Genomic DNA, 16,529 nt, shown 5'->3' on the forward strand with positions numbered 1-16,529 from the left:
GAGACGTGATCTTGGCCGCCCCGGCCAGGCCGCGTCCGGGCGCGTGACCCCTGGTCAGAGGGTGTGCGCGCGCCCGGTGGCGGTCGGTCCGGAGCCGGCGGCCGGCCGGCTTTTCACCCGGAAGTGGGTCAGCCGGCGATCTGGTCCCAGCCCTCGATCTCCTGCGGCTTGCGGGAGCCCGGGCCGATGTAGCGGGCGGCCGGGCGGACCAGGCGGCCGGTGCGCTTCTGCTCCAGGATGTGCGCCGACCAGCCGGCCGTGCGGGCGCAGGTGAACATCGAGGTGAACATGTGCGCCGGGACCTCGGCGAAGTCCAGCATGATGGCGGCCCAGAACTCGACGTTGGTGGCCAGCACCCGGTCCGGGCGGCGGTTGTGCAGCTCCTCCAGCGCGGCCTTCTCCAGCGCCTCGGCGATCTCGTAGCGCGGTGCGCCGAGCTCCTTGGCGGTGCGGCGCAGCACCCGGGCGCGCGGGTCCTCGGCGCGGTAGACGCGGTGGCCGAAGCCCATCAGGCGCTCGCCCTTGTCCAGCGCCTTCCGCACGTAGCCGGCCGCGTCGCCGGTGCGCTCGATCTCCTCGATCATGCCCAGGACGCGGGAGGGCGCGCCGCCGTGCAGCGGGCCGGACATCGCGCCGACCGCGCCGGACAGCGCCGCCGCGACGTCCGCGCCGGTGGAGGCGATCACCCGGGCGGTGAAGGTGGAGGCGTTCATGCCGTGCTCGGCGGCCGAGGTCCAGTACGCGTCGACGGCCTTGACGTGCTTCGGGTCCGGCTCGCCGCGCCAGCGGATCATGAACCGCTCGACGATGGTCTCCGCCTTGTCGATCTCGCGCTGCGGCACCATCGGCAGGCCCTGGCCGCGGGCCGACTGGGCCACGTACGACAGCGCCATCACGGCGGCCCGGGCGAGGTCGTCGCGGGCCTGCTCGGCGGAGATGTCCAGCAGCGGCTTGAGGCCCCAGACCGGGGCGAGCATGGCGAGGGCGGACTGCACGTCGACCCGGATGTCGCCGGAGTGGACCGGGATCGGGAACGGCTCGGCGGCCGGCAGGCCGGGGGCGAACTTGCCGTCCACCAGCAGGCCCCACACGTGGCCGAAGGAGACCTGGCCGACCAGGTCCTCGATGTCCACCCCGCGGTAGCGCAGCGCCCCGCCCTCGCGGTCGGGCTCGGCGATCTCGCTCTCGAAGGCGACTACACCCTCAAGGCCGGGTACGAAATCCGACATCAGAACGGCTCCTTCAATGATCCGGTGCGGCACGCGGCCGTGGTGGGGCGGCACGCCGGTGGCCGATGGTGATTGGCACTCGGTGTCAGATTGTCAGGCACGGAGTGCATTGCGCCATACACCACGACGGTGATGTTTCCCCCACGGGCCGCCCGAACCCCTGTCGTCTCCGGCGTCGTCGGCGGATTTTCCGGGGCGTCCCGGGCGATAGCCGGACGATTCCCCGAGCAGCGGGTGCCGAAGCGGTGGCGAGCCACCCTACTCCCGGGGCACCGCCCGGAGGGGGCGGCGCCCGGCGCTTGTCGTACGGGATGATGGGGGCGTGCCTACCGCGGAACGCCGTCCGAACGCCGAGACCCTGCCCGCCGGATCCGCCCTGCCCGCCGGATCCGCTCCGCCCGCGCCGACCGGGTCCGCGCTGCCCGCCGGGTCCGCGCTGCCCGCCGGGCCCGACCCGTCCGTGATGCGCGAGCACTACCAGCACGAGGGCCTCACCGAGGACCAGCTCGCCGACGAGCCCTACCAGCAGTTCACCCGCTGGTTCCACGAGGCGGGCGGGGCGGGCGTGCCCGAGCCCAACGCGATGGTGCTCTCCACCGCCGACGCCCAGGGGCTGCCCTCCGCGCGCACCGTCCTGCTCAAGGGCTACGACCGGCGCGGCTTCGTGTTCTTCACCAACTACGGCTCCCGCAAGGGCACCGACCTGGCGGCCAACCCGAACGCCGCGCTGCTCTTCCCGTGGATCACGCTGGCCCGCCAGGTCATCGTCACCGGCCGGGTGGAGAAGGTCGGCCGCGACGAGACCGCCGCCTACTTCCGCACCCGCCCGCACGGCTCCCAGCTCGGCGCCTGGGCCAGCGAGCAGTCCAGCCCGGTGGCCGGCCGCGAGGTGCTGGAGCGGCGCTACGCCGACCTCGCCGCCAGGTACCCGGAGGGCGAGGGCGTCCCCGTCCCGCCGTTCTGGGGCGGCTACCGGGTCGTCCCGCGCACCGTCGAGTTCTGGCAGGGCCGGGAGAACCGGCTGCACGACCGGCTGCGCTACGTCGCCACCGCCGAGGGGTGGCGGGTCGAGCGGCTCTGCCCCTGACGCGTCATCAACTCCGGTGGCTGTCAAGCGCTTCGGACTGCTCCATCCGAGGTAAATTTTCTCGAACGGCGCAGCGAAAATGGAGGTTTGGAGGGGACGACGTCAGGGAACGGCGATAAAGTCTCGCGCGGGAGAGTGCCGTCAAAAGGATGCCGGGACCTCCCTTGTGGGCGTCCGTCCCGGGCGCAGAAACGAGTCATCATGGTCGCCGCCACCAAGCCCGCCGACAGCGCGCGCGCCGAGGAGTCCGCTCCCTCGCTGGCAGCCCTGGCCGCTCTCGGTGCCGAGGAACTCGCCGCGGGCCTGCACCGGGCCCTGCCGGGCGGCGAGTCGGGCCAGGTGGCCGTGGCCGCCTTCAACTCCTCCATCTGACCCGGCCCGGCACCGAGCCAGACCCGACGCCCCGCTCCTGATCACCCGTGCCGTCCGCACCGCGCCCGCCGGTCCCGTTCTCCCAGTACGTCATCAAGGTCCACGGCCGCTGTGACCTGGCCTGCGACCACTGCTACGTCTACGAGCACGCGGACACCAGCTGGCGCGGCAAGGCGCGGGTGGTCGACGAGGCGGTGCTCGCCCGCACCGCCGAGCGGATCGCCGAGCACGTCCGCACCCACCGGCTGACCGCCGTCCACGCCGTCCTGCACGGCGGCGAACCCCTGCTGGCGGGCCCCGCCAGACTCGGCCGGGCGGCCGAGCTGCTGCGCGCCGCACTGCCCCCCGGGTGCGCCCTCGACCTACGCATCCACACCAACGGGGTGCGGCTGAGCACCCGCCACCTCGACCTGTTCGCCGAGCACGGCATCAAGGTCGGCATCTCGCTGGACGGCGACCGGGCGGCCAACGACCGGCACCGCCGCTTCGCCGACGGCCGCAGCAGCCACGCCAGGGTGATCGCCGCCGTCGGCCTGCTGCGCCGCCCCGAGTACCGGCACCTGTACGCCGGGCTGCTGTGCACCATCGACGTGGAGAACGACCCCGTCGCCGTGCTGGACGCGCTGGTCGAGCTGGAGCCGCCCCGGGTGGACTTCCTGCTCCCGCACGCCACCTGGGACGAGCCGCCCAAGCGCCCCGACGGGCTCGGCGCCACGCCGTACGCGGACTGGCTGCTGGCGGTCTACCGGCGCTGGGAGGAGCTCGGCCGCCCCGTCCCGGTCCGCACCTTCGACTCGATCCACCGCACCCTGCGCGGGCGCTCCAGCCTGACCGAGTCGCTCGGGCTGGACCCGGCCGACCTGGTGGTGGTGGAGACCGACGGCTCCTTCGAGCAGGCCGACAGCCTGAAGACCGCCTACGACGGCGCGCCCGAGACCGGGTTCACGGTGTTCGAGCACAGCCTCGACCAGGTCGCCGCGCACCCCGGCATGGTGGAGCGGCAGTCCGGGCTGGCCGGGCTGGCCGAGCGGTGCCGGGCCTGCCCGGTGGTGCGCTCCTGCGGCGGCGGCCTCTACGCGCACCGCTACCGGGGCGACGGCTCCGGCTTCCGCAACCCCTCCGTCTTCTGCGGGGACCTCTTGAAACTGATCACCACCATCCGGGACCGGACGGCGCCCGTCACCACCGTCCCGGCCCAGGACACGCCCGGGGCCGGGCTGACCGACGGCCAGCTCGACGAACTGGCGGCGGGCTACGGCGGGGCCGACACCGTCCGGGCCCTGGCCGCGGCCCAACTCGGGCTCACCCGGCGGCTGGTGGCCGCGATCGGGAGCGCCTCCCCGGCCTGGGGCCTGGTCACCTCGCTGGACGCCGCCGACGGCGCCGCGCTGTCCGCCGTGCTGACCCACCCGTACGTGCGGGCCTGGGCGGTGCGCTGCCTGGGCGGCGGGACGGGCGGGTCGGACCTCGGCGGGATGGCCGAGCTGGCGGCCGCCGCCGCGCTGCGGGCCCGCCGCTCCTTCGAACTGGCGCTGCCGGTCCGCTCCGGGGCCGTGCACCTGCCCACGCTGGGGCGGGTGCTGGTCGGCGGCGCGGGCGAGGCGCTGCTCACCGGCGGCCCGGACGGCTTCGAGGTCGGCGGCGTCCGGATCGGCTGGGACACCCCCGGCGACGCGCGCTGGCAGCCGGTGCGGCGGGTCGCCCTCGCCGACGGCTGGACGGCCGCGCTGGAGGACACCGACCCGCAGCGCGACAGCCACCAGTGGCCGGTCGCCGAACGGCTGGACGACGCCGAACTGCACGCCTGGACGGGCGCGTTGCGGGACGCCTGGGAGCTGATCCGCGGCGACCTGCCCGGCTACGCCCCGGGCATCCGGGCCGGCCTGTCCACCCTCACCCCGCTGCGGCCCGGCCCGTCCGGACGGGACGTCTCGGCCGCCGCCCGGCAGGCGTTCGGCGCCGTCGGCATCGCCCGCCCGGCCGCCGCGCCGACCCTCGCGCTGCTGGTCGCCCACGAGTTCCAGCACGTCAAGCTGGGCGCGGTGCTCGACTTCCACGACCTGTACGACCGGACCGACGAGCGGCTGTTCCACGCCCCCTGGCGACCCGACCCGCGCCCGCTGGAGGGGCTGCTGCAGGGCACGTACGCGCACCTCGCGGTGACCGAGTACTGGGCCGCCCGGGTGCGGACGCTGGGCGGCACCCCGGACGGCGACAACGCCCGCTTCCAGCTGGCCAGTTGGCGCTCGCACACGGTCGGGGCGATCGAAGGGCTGGCCTCCTCCGGGGCGCTCACCCCGCTCGGCGCGCGGTTCACCGAGGGCATGCGGGCGGCCGTCGAACCCTGGCTGTCGGTGCCGGTCGGGGCCGAGGCCGAGGCCGCCGCCCGGGCGGCGGCCTCGGAGAACCTGGCCCGGTGGCGGGCGCGGGTGGCCGCCGGATCCGGCTGACGGGGCGTGCGGCCGGTACCGCCCGGCCCCGGCCGGTGGCCGTCCGCCGAACGGTTGACGGCGGGTGCGGGCTCCGGCCCGGCAGGGGGCTATCGTGGGCGCGTCGACCGGCGGCCGTGGCGCGGGAGGGCCTGTTGTACTCCGTGGCGGAACTCGTGGACGACCTCCGCGCGCTCGGCGTCCGGGAGGGCGGGACGCTGCTGGTGCAGGCGTCGCTCCGGTCGGTCGGGCCGGTGGCGGGCCGCTCCGCCGGGATCGTCGCCGCGCTGCGGGAGGCGCTGGGCCGGGAGGGCACGCTGGTGGCGTACACGGCGACGCCGGAGAACTCCGAGACCTCCCTGCTGTACCGGCGGGCGGTGGCGGGGCTCGACGCGGCGGGCGTCCGGGCGCACCGGGCGCGGATGGCGCCGTTCGACCGCGACCGCACCCCGGCCTCGCCGACCATGGGGCGGCTGTCCGAGGAGATCCGCACCACCGAGGGGGCCCTGCGCAGCGGCCACCCGCAGACCTCGTTCGCCGCCCTCGGGCCGCTCGCCGGGTGGCTGACGGAGCGCCACGACCTCGACTGCCACCTGGGCGAGCGCTCACCGGTGCAGCGCCTGCTGGAGGCGGACGCCCGGGTGCTGCTGGTGGACGTCCCGTGGTCGTGCTGCACGGTGTTCCACCTCGCCGAGTACGGACGGCCCGATCCGCCCGCGCAGCGCTACGGCTGCGTGGTCGCCGACGGGGCGGGGGCCAGGCGGTGGGTGCGGTTCACCGCGCCCGGCGTCACCACCGAGCACTTCGAGGCGGCCGCCGGGGAGTTCCTCGACGCCTGCCGCGACGAGATCGGGGCCGGGCACTTCGGCAAGGCCCCCAGCTTCCTGTTCCCGGTCCGAGCGGCGGTCGGGTCGGTCTCGAAGTGGCTTGCCGCACAAGGAAGTTGATCACCCCGGCGAGGTAGGCCCTATTCCATTGGGGCCGCCGGTCTTCCTACACTGAGATCCTTTCGGGGGGACGGCGTCAGGCGGGCTCGGGGGAGGCGCGGGTGAGCAGTGGGGCGGGACAGGGGAAGGACACGCCCAGGCCGTACTTCTTCCTCAGCTACGCGCACACGCCCCGGGTCAACTCGCGGGGGGCGGCCGACCCCAACCTGTGGGTGGCGAAGCTGTACCAGGACCTGTGCGAGGCGATCCTGCAGATCACCGACGTGCCGCCGGGCCACCCGGTCGGGTTCATGGACCGCTCGATGCACCAGGGCCAGAAGTGGGCCGAGCGGCTGTCCCGGGAGCTGGCCACCTGCCGGGTGTTCGTGCCGCTGTACTCGCCGCGCTACTTCAAGTCCGAGGCGTGCGGCAAGGAGTGGCACCTGTTCAGCCGCCGCTCGGTCTACCAGCGCAGGCCCACCGCGGAGCGGATGACCGGCATCGTGCCGGCCCTGTGGGTGGCGATGGACCACTACCAGCTGCCCCGGGTCGCCGGTGAACTCCAGTTCAACCACGACAGCTTCGGCCCCGAGTACGCCACCGAGGGCCTGTACGCGCTGATGAAGATCGCCGCGTTCAGCTCGGAGTACCACGCGGCGGTGCTGCGGCTGGCCCGGCGGATCGTCGAGGTCGCCAACCAGACGGTGATCCCGATCGGCCAGGTGCTGGACTTCGAGTCCCAGCCGTCCGCCTTCGACCAGCCGGACGCCGCCGACCAGGTGCGGATCGCGGTGTTCTCCTACCGGGAGCGCGAACTGCCGCCCCACCGCAGCGCGGTCTGGTACGGCGAGCAGCGCACCGACTGGCAGCCGTACCGGCCCGACTCCACCCGCCCGCTCTCCCAGGACGCCGCCGACATCGCCCGCAGCATGGGCTTCCAGCCCACGGTGAACGAGTTCGAGGACGAGTCGGAGCACCTGGCGGGCGGCGAGCGGCCCGGCGAGCCCTGCGTGCTGCTGGTCGACCGGTGGGCGTTCCTGGACGGGCGGCGGGCCGAGGCGGTGCGCCGGCTGGACCGGCGCAACCTCGGCTCGGTGGCCGTCATCGAACCCTGGAACCGCGACGACCAGCAGAGCCGCGACCACGAACGGATGCTCGACGAACTCGGCGACAGCGTGCTGGCCGTCAGCCGCGGCGCCCGGCAGCGGCCCAGCCTGCGCGAGGAGGGCACGGGCGGCGCCCCCGGCAGCATCGAGGAGTTCCGCGGCGAGATGGAGCGCGCCGTGATGCGCGCCTGCACCGCCCACGAGCAGCACCACCGGAACCGCCCCGAGGACGGACCGGCCGACCGCAGACCCAGCATCGGACCCTGAGCCGGGCCCGGGACGGCACCACGAGGACACCGGGCGGTCGGGACTCCGGCCGGTGAGCACGGCGTGCGCACCACGACGGGCACACCAAGGGCCCGGGGGAGGGAACGTCATGACCGAGAGGCCGACGAAGGGCCCGCAGATCCAGGGCCGCCGCCGCGACGCCACCATCGAGAACCGGCACGGCCGGATCGTCACCTTCTACTCGTACAAGGGCGGCACCGGCCGCACCATGGCGCTGGCCAACACCGCCTGGATCCTGGCCGCCAACGGCTACCGGGTGCTGGTCGTCGACTGGGACCTGGAGGCGCCCGGCCTGGCCCAGTTCTTCCGGCCGTTCCTCAACCCCGAGGTGGTCGCCGCCACCACCGGCATCATGGACCTGTTCGGCGACTACCTCGAAGAGGCCCGCCGCCCGATCGACCGGGACCCGGAGTGGATCGAGGACTTCGCCCGGATCCACCCGCACGCCCTCTCGCTGGCCTGGCCGCACTTCCCCGGCGGCGGCCGGATCGACCTCGTCCCCGCCGGGCAGCAGAACCGCGACTACTCGGTGGCCCGGATCGACTGGGACCTGCTGTACGAGCGCCACGAGGGCCGCCGGTTCATCCAGTCGCTGCGCGCCGACATGAAGCGCCGCTACGACTACGTGCTGATCGACAGCCGCACCGGCCTCACCGACACCGCCGACATCTGCACCGTCGAGATGCCCGACGACCTGGTGGTCTGCTTCACCCTCAGCGACCAGTCCATCGACGGCGCCTCCCGGATCGCCCGGGTGATCGAGGACCGCTACGGCGACCGGGACATCCGGATCCTGCCCGTCCCGATGCGCATCGACGAGGGCGAGAAGGAGAAGGCCGACGCCGGCCGGGCGCTGGCCCGGATCAAGTTCGCCGGCCTGCCCGCCGGCTTCGGCGAGAGCGACCTGGCCCGCTACTGGGCCGGCGTGGAGATCCCCTACCGGCCGTTCTACGCGTACGAGGAGATCCTCGCCCCGTTCGGCGACCAGCCCGGGCTGCCCGGCTCGATGCTCGCCGCCAACGAGCGGCTCACCCGGGAGATCACCCAGGGCCGGGTCGGCGGGCTGCCGCCGATGTCCGAGGACCTGCGGCTGCGCCACCTCGACGGCTTCGCCCGCCGCCGCCCCACCGCCCCCGCCGACCTGTACCTCAGCTACGTGCCCGAGGACCGGGCCTGGGCGGACTGGATCTCCGCGCTGCTCGCCGACGCCGGCTACCGGGTCGTCCCGCGCGACGTCGGCGCCGGGGCCAACCCGCGCGAGGCCACCGGGCGCGGCATCGACTCCGCGTACCGCACCGTCGCCCTGCTGTCCGCCGCCTACCTGCAGTCCCCGCAGGCCCAGGCGCTGTGGGACCGCACCGTGCTCGCCGACCCGGCCGGCGCCCGCCGCCAGCTGATCCCGGTCCGGGTCTCCGACGTCCGCCTCAACGCGCCCTACAACAACCGCAACCCGGTCGACCTGATCGGCCGCGACGAGCCCTCCGCCGCCATCGCGCTGCTGCGCGCGCTCGGCCGCACCGAGACCGAACTGCCCGAGCGCAGCCCCGGCGCGCCGCGCTTCCCCGGCACCAAACCCACCTACTGGGAGGTGCCGCAGCGCAACCACTCCTTCACCGGCCGGGTCAAGGTCCTCGACGACCTGCGGGCCCAACTGGCCGGGGGCACCACGGCGGTGCTGCCCCCGCCGCAGACCCTGTACGGCCTCGGCGGCGTCGGCAAGACCCAGGTCGCGCTGGAGTACGCGCACCGCTACATGTCGCACTACGACCTGGTGTGGTGGATCGACGCCGAGCAGAGCGAGAACGTCGTGGTCGACCTCGCCGACCTCGCCGGACGCCTCGGGCTGCGGGTCGGCGACAACGTCAGCGAGGCCGCGCAGGCCGCCCGCGACGCGCTCCGGCAGGGCATCCCGACCTCCAACTGGCTGCTGATCTTCGACAACGCGGACGAGCCCGGCGAGATCCGCCGCTTCTTCCCCGACGGCCCCGGCCACATCCTGGTCACCTCCCGCAACCAGGGCTGGTCCGGGCAGGCCGGCGTGCTCAACGTCGACGTGTTCGACCGCACCGAGTCGATCGACCACCTCACCCGCCGGGTCCGCGGCCTGGCCCGCGCCGACGCCGACCGGGTCGCCGACGCCGTCGGCGACCTGCCGCTCGCCGTCGAGGTCGCCGCCGCCTGGCTGGAGACCACCCGCACCCCCGTCGAGACCTACGTCAGCCAGCTCAGGGCCGAGGCCACCAAGGTCCTCGCGGCCGGCGAGACCCCCGTCGACTACCCCACCCCCGTCGGGCTCACCTGGAACGTCTCCATCACCAGGCTGCGCGAGCAGTCGCCCGCCGCGGTGCGGCTGCTGGAGCTGTGCGCGTTCTTCGCGCCCGAGCCGATCTCGCTGCGGCAGTTCTTCTTCTCCGAGCAGATGCGCCTCGCCCTCGCCCCCTACGACGAGGAACTCACCGACACCTTCCTGCTCGGCAAGGTGCTGCGCGCGGTCAGCCGCTACGCGCTGGCCAAGACCGACGCCGGCTCCGACTCCTTCCAGGTCCACCGGCTGGTGCAGGCCGTCGTCCGCAGCGGCATGAGCGAGGCCGAGCGCGCCGCCGCCATGCACCAGGTGCACCGCATCCTGGTCAACGCCCGGCCGCCCCGCGGCGACACCGACGACCCCGCCAACTGGCCGACCCTGGAGAAGATCTGGCCCCACCTCACCCCCTCCCGGGCCCAGGACTGCGACGAGCGCGAAGTCCGCGAACTGCTCATCGACCGCGTCCGCTACCTGTGGAAGCGCGTCGACCTCGAACAGGCCCTGCAACTCGGCCGGCAGCTCGACGCGGCCTGGGAGGTGCGCGCCGAGAACGAGACCGACCCGACCGAACAGCGCCTGTGGCGCCGCCAGATCTACAGCCTCCGCTTCCAGGTCGCCAACGTGCTGCGCTCCCAGGGCTCCTACAACGACTCGCTCGCCCTCAACCAGCGGACCCTGGTCGGCCAGCGCGAACTCCTCGGCGAGCACCACCCGTACACCCTGATGACCGCCAACTCGATGGCCGCCGACCTGCGCTACCTCAACCGCTTCCAGGAGGCGCTGGCCCTCGACGAGGACACCTACAACCAGTTCGTCGAACTCTTCGGCGAGGACGACCCGCGCACCCTCTCGGTCGCCAACAACCTCGCCATCGACCACCGCCTGGTCGGCAACAGCACCGCCGCCCGCGACCTCGACCAGGACACCGTCGAGCGCCGCTCCGCCGTCCTCGGCCCGCACCACCCCTACACCCTCGGCTCCAAGTCCGCGCTGGCCCGCGACCTGCGCGAGATGGGCGACTACAAGGGGTCCGTGGAACTCCTGCGGGAGGTCACCGAGGCGTTCGGCGGCATCGCCGCCTCCGACCTGCCCGAGGACCTCCGCAACGCCAAGTCGCTCGCCGTCTCGCTGCGCCGGGCCGGCCAGTACACCGAGGCCCGCGAACTCACCGAACGCACCTACGAGCGCTACGTCGCCCAGTACGGGCCCGACTTCATCGACTCGCTGGCCTGCCGGCTCAACCTCGCCGCCGACTTCAGCGCCGCCGGCGACAAGGAGACCGCCCGCGACATCGCCGCCGACGCCTACGAGGGCCACCGCCGCCTGCTCGGCGACGACCACCCCTTCACCTTCGCCTGCGAGAACAACCTCGGCATCTACCTGCGCGGCTCCGGCGACCTGCCCGGCGCGGTCCGGCACGGCCGGGCCGCGGTGGACGGACTCGCCCGCGTCCTCGGCCCCGACCACCCGTTCGTCCTCAACGCCACCACCAACCTCGCCAACGCGCTCGGCGAAGCGGACGAGCTGGACGAGGCCGAGGAGCTGGCCAGGAACGCGTACGACGGCCTGGTCGCCCGGTACGGCGCCACGCACCCCGACGCGCTGGTCTGCCAGGCCAACCTCGCCGTCACCGTCCGGGCGGCGGGACGCCGCGGCGAGGCGGAGGGCCTGCGGATGCAGGCCGTCGCCGCGCTCGTCGAGCTCTTCGGCGAGGACCACCCGTCCGTCGTCGCCGCCCGCAGCTGGCAGCGCACCAACCGGGACCTGGAGCCCCAGCCGCTGTGACGCCGCGCGGGGCGGGCGGCGGGTCGCCGCCCGCCCCGCGCCCCGGCCCGGCTACGCGTGGGCCGCCCAGCGGATGGCGTCGGTCATCTCCTTGAGGGAGCCGAAGTGGGCGGCGCCCGGTTCGAGGTAGAGCTGGGCGCCGGGGATGTGGTCGGCGAGCCAGGCGGAGTGGCCGACGGGGGAGAACCTGTCGTCGGCGCCGTGCCAGAGGCGGACCGGGACGCGGATGGTGTCGACGGTGAAGCCCCAGTCGGCGATGAAGGCCAGGACGTCGTCGATCCAGCCGTCGGCGCCGTAGCGGAAGGCCTGGCGGTAGGTGGAGTGCAGCATCCGGCGGATGCCGATGTCGGCGACCACGGTGCGGTCCGGCGGGGAGAGCTCGGGGACCAGGTTGCGGATCAGCTGGGCCGGGTCGCGGCGGATCACCCGGGAGCGGAGCTGGAACTGGCCGGCGATCCGGGGCTGGCCCAACTCGGCCTGCCGGTAGGCGCGTTCGTTGGAGGCGGTCATGCCGGCGAACCAGTCGAGGCCCTCCGCGTGGCGGGGGGCCAGCGAGACCTGGGTGGCGGCCCGGCGGACCCGGTCGGGGAGCAGCGCGGCGCAGGCGAGCGCGTGCGGGCCGCCGCCGGAGCGGCCGACCACGGCGAAGCGGTCGAGCCCGAGGGCGTCGGCGATCACCGTGACGTCGGCGGCCGCGGCGGCGACGTCGCGGCCGGGCAGCCGGGTGGACTCGCCGTAGCCGGGGCGGTCGAAGGAGATCAGCCGCACCCGCATCCGGGCCAGCACGGCGCTGCGCGGGGCGGGGCCGACCCGGCTGCCGGGAGTGCCGTGCAGCAGGAACACCGGGCTGCCGGAAGGGTCCCCGGACGTGTCGACGGCCAGGACGCCGCCGTCCGGCGTCTCGATCCTCCGTATCGCCACGCGACCCTCCTGCTCAGCTGGGGATGTCGAGGCTGCGCACCTCGCGGCGCGCCTGCCAGGTGGTGTGCTCCCGGGAGATGGCGTCCTCGGCGTCCCGGGCGAGCCGGGCCCAGGTCTCTTCGGCGTCCGCGGAGCCGAGGTCGACGGAGGCCAACTGGGCCTCCACTTTGGCGAGTTCGGCGGCAGCCAGGGTGTAGGCGGCGGCCTGCGGGCGGTACTGGCGCAGCTGGGCCCAGGCGGAGACGGAGGCGGCGACGGCGGAGACCGCGCCGAGCGCGTCGAAGCCGAACTGGCCGAGGGCGCGCAGCACGGCGAGCAGCAGGCCGACGGCGGGGAGCACGATGGCGAGCCGGCCGACCCGGCGGGTGGCGTTGCGGCACTGGATGGCCTTGGCCTGGTACCACTGGCGCTGGCTCTGCACCCGCTCGCGCAGGTAGACCTCGCGGCGGACCGGGAGCGGCTGCTCGCGCAACCGCTCCATGGTGTCGGTGATCTGCGGGTGCCGGGCCGGGGCGCGCCAGCCGCGCAGCTCCTCGGTGACGCCGGGGGAGACCAGGTCGGTGTCGAACTCGCCCAGGATGCCGGAGAGTTGGACGTCGTAGAGGCGCTCGGCGTCGGGCAGCTTGCGCGGCGGCGGCTGGTAGGAGTCGGCGCGCACCGCGTACTTCCACACCAGCGTCTTCACCGACTCGGCGACCGCCCGGCCGTCGTACCAGAGCCGCTGCGGGTTCTGCCGGGCGACGGTGACGGCGATGAACAGCGCGCCGAGGTAGGCGATGGCGGCGGTCCAGGCCCAGAGCGGGCCGTCCGCGGAGCCGGCGAAGGCCGCGCCGATCAGCAGCAGCAACTCCCAGCGGGAGAGCGCCACCGCCCTGGCCTGGCCCTGGAGGGACGCGCCGTCGGCGGCCCAGAAGACGCGCGGGAGCAGGTCCTGCTCCCGCACGAAGCCGATCGAACGCCCCGCCCCAGCCGCCATCCCCGCCCCCGCAGCGCAGTCCCACCGGTTCCCGGGAGTCCTTCCCGGTGCCGGGCGAACTTACGCGGGCGGAACCGGAGTTGGCCGAATGGGGCGGGTCGGCGGGTCGGCGGGGCCGCCGGGAAGGTGGCGGGGCCTCACCAGGCGTAGAAGATCCGCTCCGCGTTGTCGGCGATCACCTTGTTGTTCCACTCGGTGCCGCCGTCCACGTTGCCGGAGCGGAACAGCGGCGGGGTGATGCCCCGGTCGGCCAGCTTGGCGATCGCCGAGGCCACCACCGACTGCATCAGCGCGCTGGTGGTGATGGTGGACACCGAGCCGAACGGGGCGCCCGCGCCGGGGTGGTCGAGCTCGCCGTCACCGATCCCGATCTTGCTGTCCAGGACGACGTCGCAGTTGTCCTTGAGGTAGGTGCCGGAGGAGTGGTTGGAGGTGACCGCGCCGGGATAGGCCAGCGAGGTCACGCCGATCACCCTCATGCCGCGGTCGCGGGCGTGCCGGGCCAGCTCGACCGGCATCACCTGGCGGCCGGAGAGCGAGATCACGAACAGCAGGTCGCCGCTGCGGGCCGGGGTGAGGTCGAGCGTGGTGGTGGCCAGCCCGGAGACCCGCTCCAGGGCGCTGCCCAGGTGGGCGGGCATCACGTTGACGCCGGTCATCCCGGGCACGTTGAGCAGGTTCATCACCACCAGGCCGCCGGCCCGGTAGACCACGTCCTGGGCGGCCAGCGAGGAGTGCCCGGCGCCGTAGGTGAAGATCCGCCGGCCGTGCTCGACGGCCTCCGCCAGCAGCTCCGCGGCGGCCTCGATGTTCTCCCCCTCCTCGGTGCGGATCCGCTCCAGGTGGGCCACGGCGGCGTCCAGGTACCGGCCGACCAGTTCGCTCATCTCTGCTCCGTCCGAGCTCGGGGCGGCCGGGTGGTCCAGACCGCTCTGGGAGAAAGCTACGGCGTGCACGGTGGCCCGCGCCGGGCGCGGCTGTCAACAGCCACGAAAGAGGGCGGGCATAGCGGGCGCGCGCATCCGGTTGTCACCTCGGTACGTCAGAATTGGCGGTGAGGACACCGAAGAACGGAGCCAGGGGCGATGTCAGGGCTGATCGACACCACTGAGATGTACCTCCGCACCATCCTGGAGCTGGAGGAGGAAGGCATCACCCCGATGCGCGCCCGGATCGCCGAGCGGCTGGAGCAGTCCGGCCCGACGGTGAGCCAGACGGTGGGCCGGATGGAGCGGGACGGGCTGCTCCAGGTCGCCGAGGACCGCCACCTCGAACTGACCGGTGAGGGCCGCAAGTTGGCCGTCCGGGTGATGCGCAAGCACCGGATCGCCGAGTGCCTGCTGGTGGACGTGATCGGCCTGGAGTGGGAGCAGGTCCACGAGGAGGCCTGCCGCTGGGAGCACGTGATGAGCGAGACGGTCGAGCGCAAGGTGCTCGCGATGCTCGGCCACCCCACCCAGTCCCCGTACGGCAACCCGATCCCGGGCCTGGACGAGCTCGGCGACACCAAGGCCGAGGGCGAGGGCTTCGACGCCGGGCTGGTCACGCTGGAGGCGGTCGCCGCCAAGGACGGGACGGACGTGGTGGTCCGCCGGATCGGCGAGCCGATCCAGACCGACGGCGAGCTGATGCGCACCCTGCGCCGGGCGGGCGTCCGCCCGGGGGCGACGGTGCGGGTCTCCCCGGCGGCCGGCGGCGTGCTGGTCGGCACCGGCGAGAGCGCGGCCGAGCTCGGCAAGGAGATCGCCGCGCACGTATTCGTCGCCCAGCCGTAGCGGCCCGGGAACGGAACGGCAGCGGCGGCAGGGCCCGGTGTCCCCACACCGGGCCCTGCCGCCGTTCCCCCGGCCGTGCGCGGCTCCCCGGCCGCGCCCGACCGCCCTCCCCGGGCTCCCCGCCCGTTCCCTCCCCGGCTCCCCTCCTGCTCCCTCCCACTGCCGCGTTCGGCTTCCCCGTCCGAACGCCCTCCCGGCAGCCCCCGCGCTCTCGGTCCGTCCGCTCCCTCCGCTCGTTCGACCCCGTGCCGACGCTGAGGATGATCCCCTCGGCAACCGCGGCCAATCCTTGAGCGATGTCACCCGATCGGTGGGCTTCCCCCGTTGACCTGCGGGTATGACGACCGGTTCCGGAAGATCGCGCTCCGGACGGGCGGGACGGCGGGCCGCGGCACGCGAACGGCGGGCCCCGCCCCCAGGTCGGGGGGCCGGGCCCGCCACGGCCGCGCGGGGTGCCGCGCGGACAACGCCCCCGCCGGGATCGGCCGGGGCACGCTCGGAAGGCTCAGCGCACGGCGGCCGCCGTGCGCTGCACGGGGCGCGGGGCCGAGGCCTCGCGCCCGCAGGCGTACGCGAGCGGGCTGACCAGCTCCACCGCGTCCGGCAGCCAGCGGTTCAGCGCGGACGGCGGCCGGGCCCACTGCGCGGACGCGTACCCGCCGACCCGGGACGGCGGGGCCACCACCCAGTCGCCCTCGCCGCGCGCCACCAGGTCGAGCCGGTCCGCCGACCAGCCGATCTGCCGGAGCATGTCCGGCAGCTTGTCGACCACCCCGGGCAGCACCAGGAAGTGCAGCCGCCGCCCGGTGCGCCCGGGCGAGGCCGGGACCGCGACCACCGGGCCCAGCTGCAGCCCCATCCGCTCCATCCGGGCCAGCGCCAGGCAGCCCGCCACCTCCGGCACGTCCAGCACGTCGAACGCCCGGCCGGTGGGCAGCAGGATCGAGGCCTCCGGGTGCTCCGTCCACCACTTGCGGACCACCCCGGGCCCGGCGCTCGCCCGGAGCCGCCAGTCCTCGCCGAGGGGGTGCGCGCCGGGGAGCGCGCAGCGCTCCTCACCACAGGAGCAGCGGACCGGGCCGTCGCCGTCGAGCAGCCAGGCGCCCGGCGCGACCTCCCAGTGCCGGTCCTCGGCGTAGCGGACGGCTTCGAGCAGCAGCGGCGGCAGGTTCGGTTCGGGGGCTCCCGGGGTGTTGTCCACGTGCTGCACAACTACCGTCCGTGAATGCGGGTTACGGCCCGGGGCCGAACGCTTCGAACGGCGCGCGCGATGTCACCCGGGACGGTGATCCTGGTCAAAACCGGTCGGCCGAGCAGGGGCGGTAACGGG

The 16,529-nt window shown here is 74.4% G+C and carries 12 protein-coding genes; 7 read left to right on the forward strand and 5 right to left on the reverse strand.

Annotation, left to right across the window (positions count from 1 at the left end; translation table 11 throughout):
- Window positions 1–128 precede the first annotated feature (128 nt).
- A complete protein-coding gene (locus tag OO48_RS12435; RefSeq protein WP_033215251.1) occupies window positions 129–1,229 on the reverse strand; it encodes a citrate synthase 2 in 1,101 nt (366 codons plus the stop codon).
- Window positions 1,230–1,692: 463 nt separating this feature from the next.
- Here OO48_RS12435 and pdxH point away from each other — a divergent pair, with 463 nt between their 5' ends.
- The 6 genes from pdxH (at window position 1,693) to fxsT (ending at window position 11,527) form a co-directional block, all read left to right on the forward strand.
- Entirely contained in the window at window positions 1,693–2,316 is a 624-nt protein-coding gene (gene pdxH / locus OO48_RS12440; protein WP_033215360.1) for a pyridoxamine 5'-phosphate oxidase, read from the forward strand.
- Between the two features lie 201 nt (window positions 2,317–2,517).
- Window positions 2,518–2,688 carry an FxSxx-COOH cyclophane-containing RiPP peptide gene (gene fxsA / locus OO48_RS35725; protein WP_063830665.1) on the forward strand — a complete coding sequence of 57 codons (171 nt, stop codon included), beginning with the start codon at window positions 2,518–2,520 and terminating at the stop codon, window positions 2,686–2,688.
- 47 nt (window positions 2,689–2,735) lie between these two features.
- The gene (locus OO48_RS12445) at window positions 2,736–5,138 is read left to right on the forward strand and encodes an FxsB family cyclophane-forming radical SAM/SPASM peptide maturase (RefSeq protein ID WP_033215252.1); all 2,403 of its coding nucleotides are present in this window, start codon (window positions 2,736–2,738) and stop codon (window positions 5,136–5,138) included.
- A gap of 143 nt (window positions 5,139–5,281) precedes the next feature.
- Window positions 5,282–6,064, forward strand: coding sequence for an AAC(3) family N-acetyltransferase (locus OO48_RS12450; RefSeq protein WP_033215362.1), 783 nt, complete (start codon window positions 5,282–5,284; stop codon window positions 6,062–6,064).
- A gap of 101 nt (window positions 6,065–6,165) precedes the next feature.
- On the forward strand, window positions 6,166–7,416 hold the full coding sequence (locus OO48_RS12455; RefSeq protein ID WP_051732053.1) for a TIR-like protein FxsC: 1,251 nt from the start codon (window positions 6,166–6,168) through the stop codon (window positions 7,414–7,416).
- Window positions 7,417–7,525: 109 nt separating this feature from the next.
- Window positions 7,526–11,527, forward strand: a complete 4,002-nt coding sequence (fxsT, locus tag OO48_RS12460) for an FxSxx-COOH system tetratricopeptide repeat protein (protein ID WP_245194611.1) — start codon at window positions 7,526–7,528, stop codon at window positions 11,525–11,527.
- A 51-nt stretch (window positions 11,528–11,578) separates the two neighbouring features.
- Here the strand turns inward: fxsT and OO48_RS12465 are convergent, their stop codons facing one another.
- The 3 genes from OO48_RS12465 to OO48_RS12475 form a co-directional block, all read right to left on the reverse strand.
- Window positions 11,579–12,448, reverse strand: coding sequence for an alpha/beta fold hydrolase (locus tag OO48_RS12465; RefSeq protein ID WP_051732054.1), 870 nt, complete (start codon window positions 12,446–12,448; stop codon window positions 11,579–11,581).
- 13 nt (window positions 12,449–12,461) lie between these two features.
- A complete protein-coding gene (locus OO48_RS12470) occupies window positions 12,462–13,391 on the reverse strand; it encodes a DUF4231 domain-containing protein (RefSeq protein ID WP_033215253.1) in 930 nt (309 codons plus the stop codon).
- A 170-nt stretch (window positions 13,392–13,561) separates the two neighbouring features.
- The gene (locus OO48_RS12475) at window positions 13,562–14,311 is read right to left on the reverse strand and encodes a sugar isomerase domain-containing protein (RefSeq protein ID WP_033215254.1); all 750 of its coding nucleotides are present in this window, start codon (window positions 14,309–14,311) and stop codon (window positions 13,562–13,564) included.
- A 198-nt stretch (window positions 14,312–14,509) separates the two neighbouring features.
- Between OO48_RS12475 and OO48_RS12480 the strand changes: the two genes are divergently transcribed.
- Window positions 14,510–15,199 carry an iron-dependent transcriptional repressor DtxR gene (locus OO48_RS12480; RefSeq protein WP_033215255.1) on the forward strand — a complete coding sequence of 230 codons (690 nt, stop codon included), beginning with the start codon at window positions 14,510–14,512 and terminating at the stop codon, window positions 15,197–15,199.
- A 505-nt stretch (window positions 15,200–15,704) separates the two neighbouring features.
- Here OO48_RS12480 and OO48_RS12485 read toward each other — a convergent pair.
- Window positions 15,705–16,409: a bifunctional DNA primase/polymerase gene (locus OO48_RS12485; RefSeq protein WP_033215256.1), complete on the reverse strand. Its 705-nt coding sequence runs from the start codon at window positions 16,407–16,409 to the stop codon at window positions 15,705–15,707.
- Between the last annotated feature and the right edge of the window lie 120 nt (window positions 16,410–16,529).

The sequence above is a fragment of the Kitasatospora phosalacinea genome (assembly GCF_000716545.1).
GTDB classification, from domain to species: Bacteria; Actinomycetota; Actinomycetes; order Streptomycetales; family Streptomycetaceae; genus Kitasatospora; species Kitasatospora phosalacinea.

What these genes read in the sequence shown, in the direction of transcription:
- OO48_RS12475 (WP_033215254.1), bottom strand. Translation starts at nt 14,311, where the DNA reads ATGAGCGAACTGGTCGGCCGGTACCTGGACGCCGCCGTGGCCCACCTG.
- fxsA (WP_063830665.1), top strand. Translation starts at nt 2,518, where the DNA reads ATGGTCGCCGCCACCAAGCCCGCCGACAGCGCGCGCGCCGAGGAGTCC.
- OO48_RS12435 (WP_033215251.1), bottom strand. Translation starts at nt 1,229, where the DNA reads ATGTCGGATTTCGTACCCGGCCTTGAGGGTGTAGTCGCCTTCGAGAGC.
- OO48_RS12480 (WP_033215255.1), top strand. Translation starts at nt 14,510, where the DNA reads ATGTCAGGGCTGATCGACACCACTGAGATGTACCTCCGCACCATCCTG.
- pdxH (WP_033215360.1), top strand. Translation starts at nt 1,693, where the DNA reads ATGCGCGAGCACTACCAGCACGAGGGCCTCACCGAGGACCAGCTCGCC.
- fxsT (WP_245194611.1), top strand. Translation starts at nt 7,526, where the DNA reads ATGACCGAGAGGCCGACGAAGGGCCCGCAGATCCAGGGCCGCCGCCGC.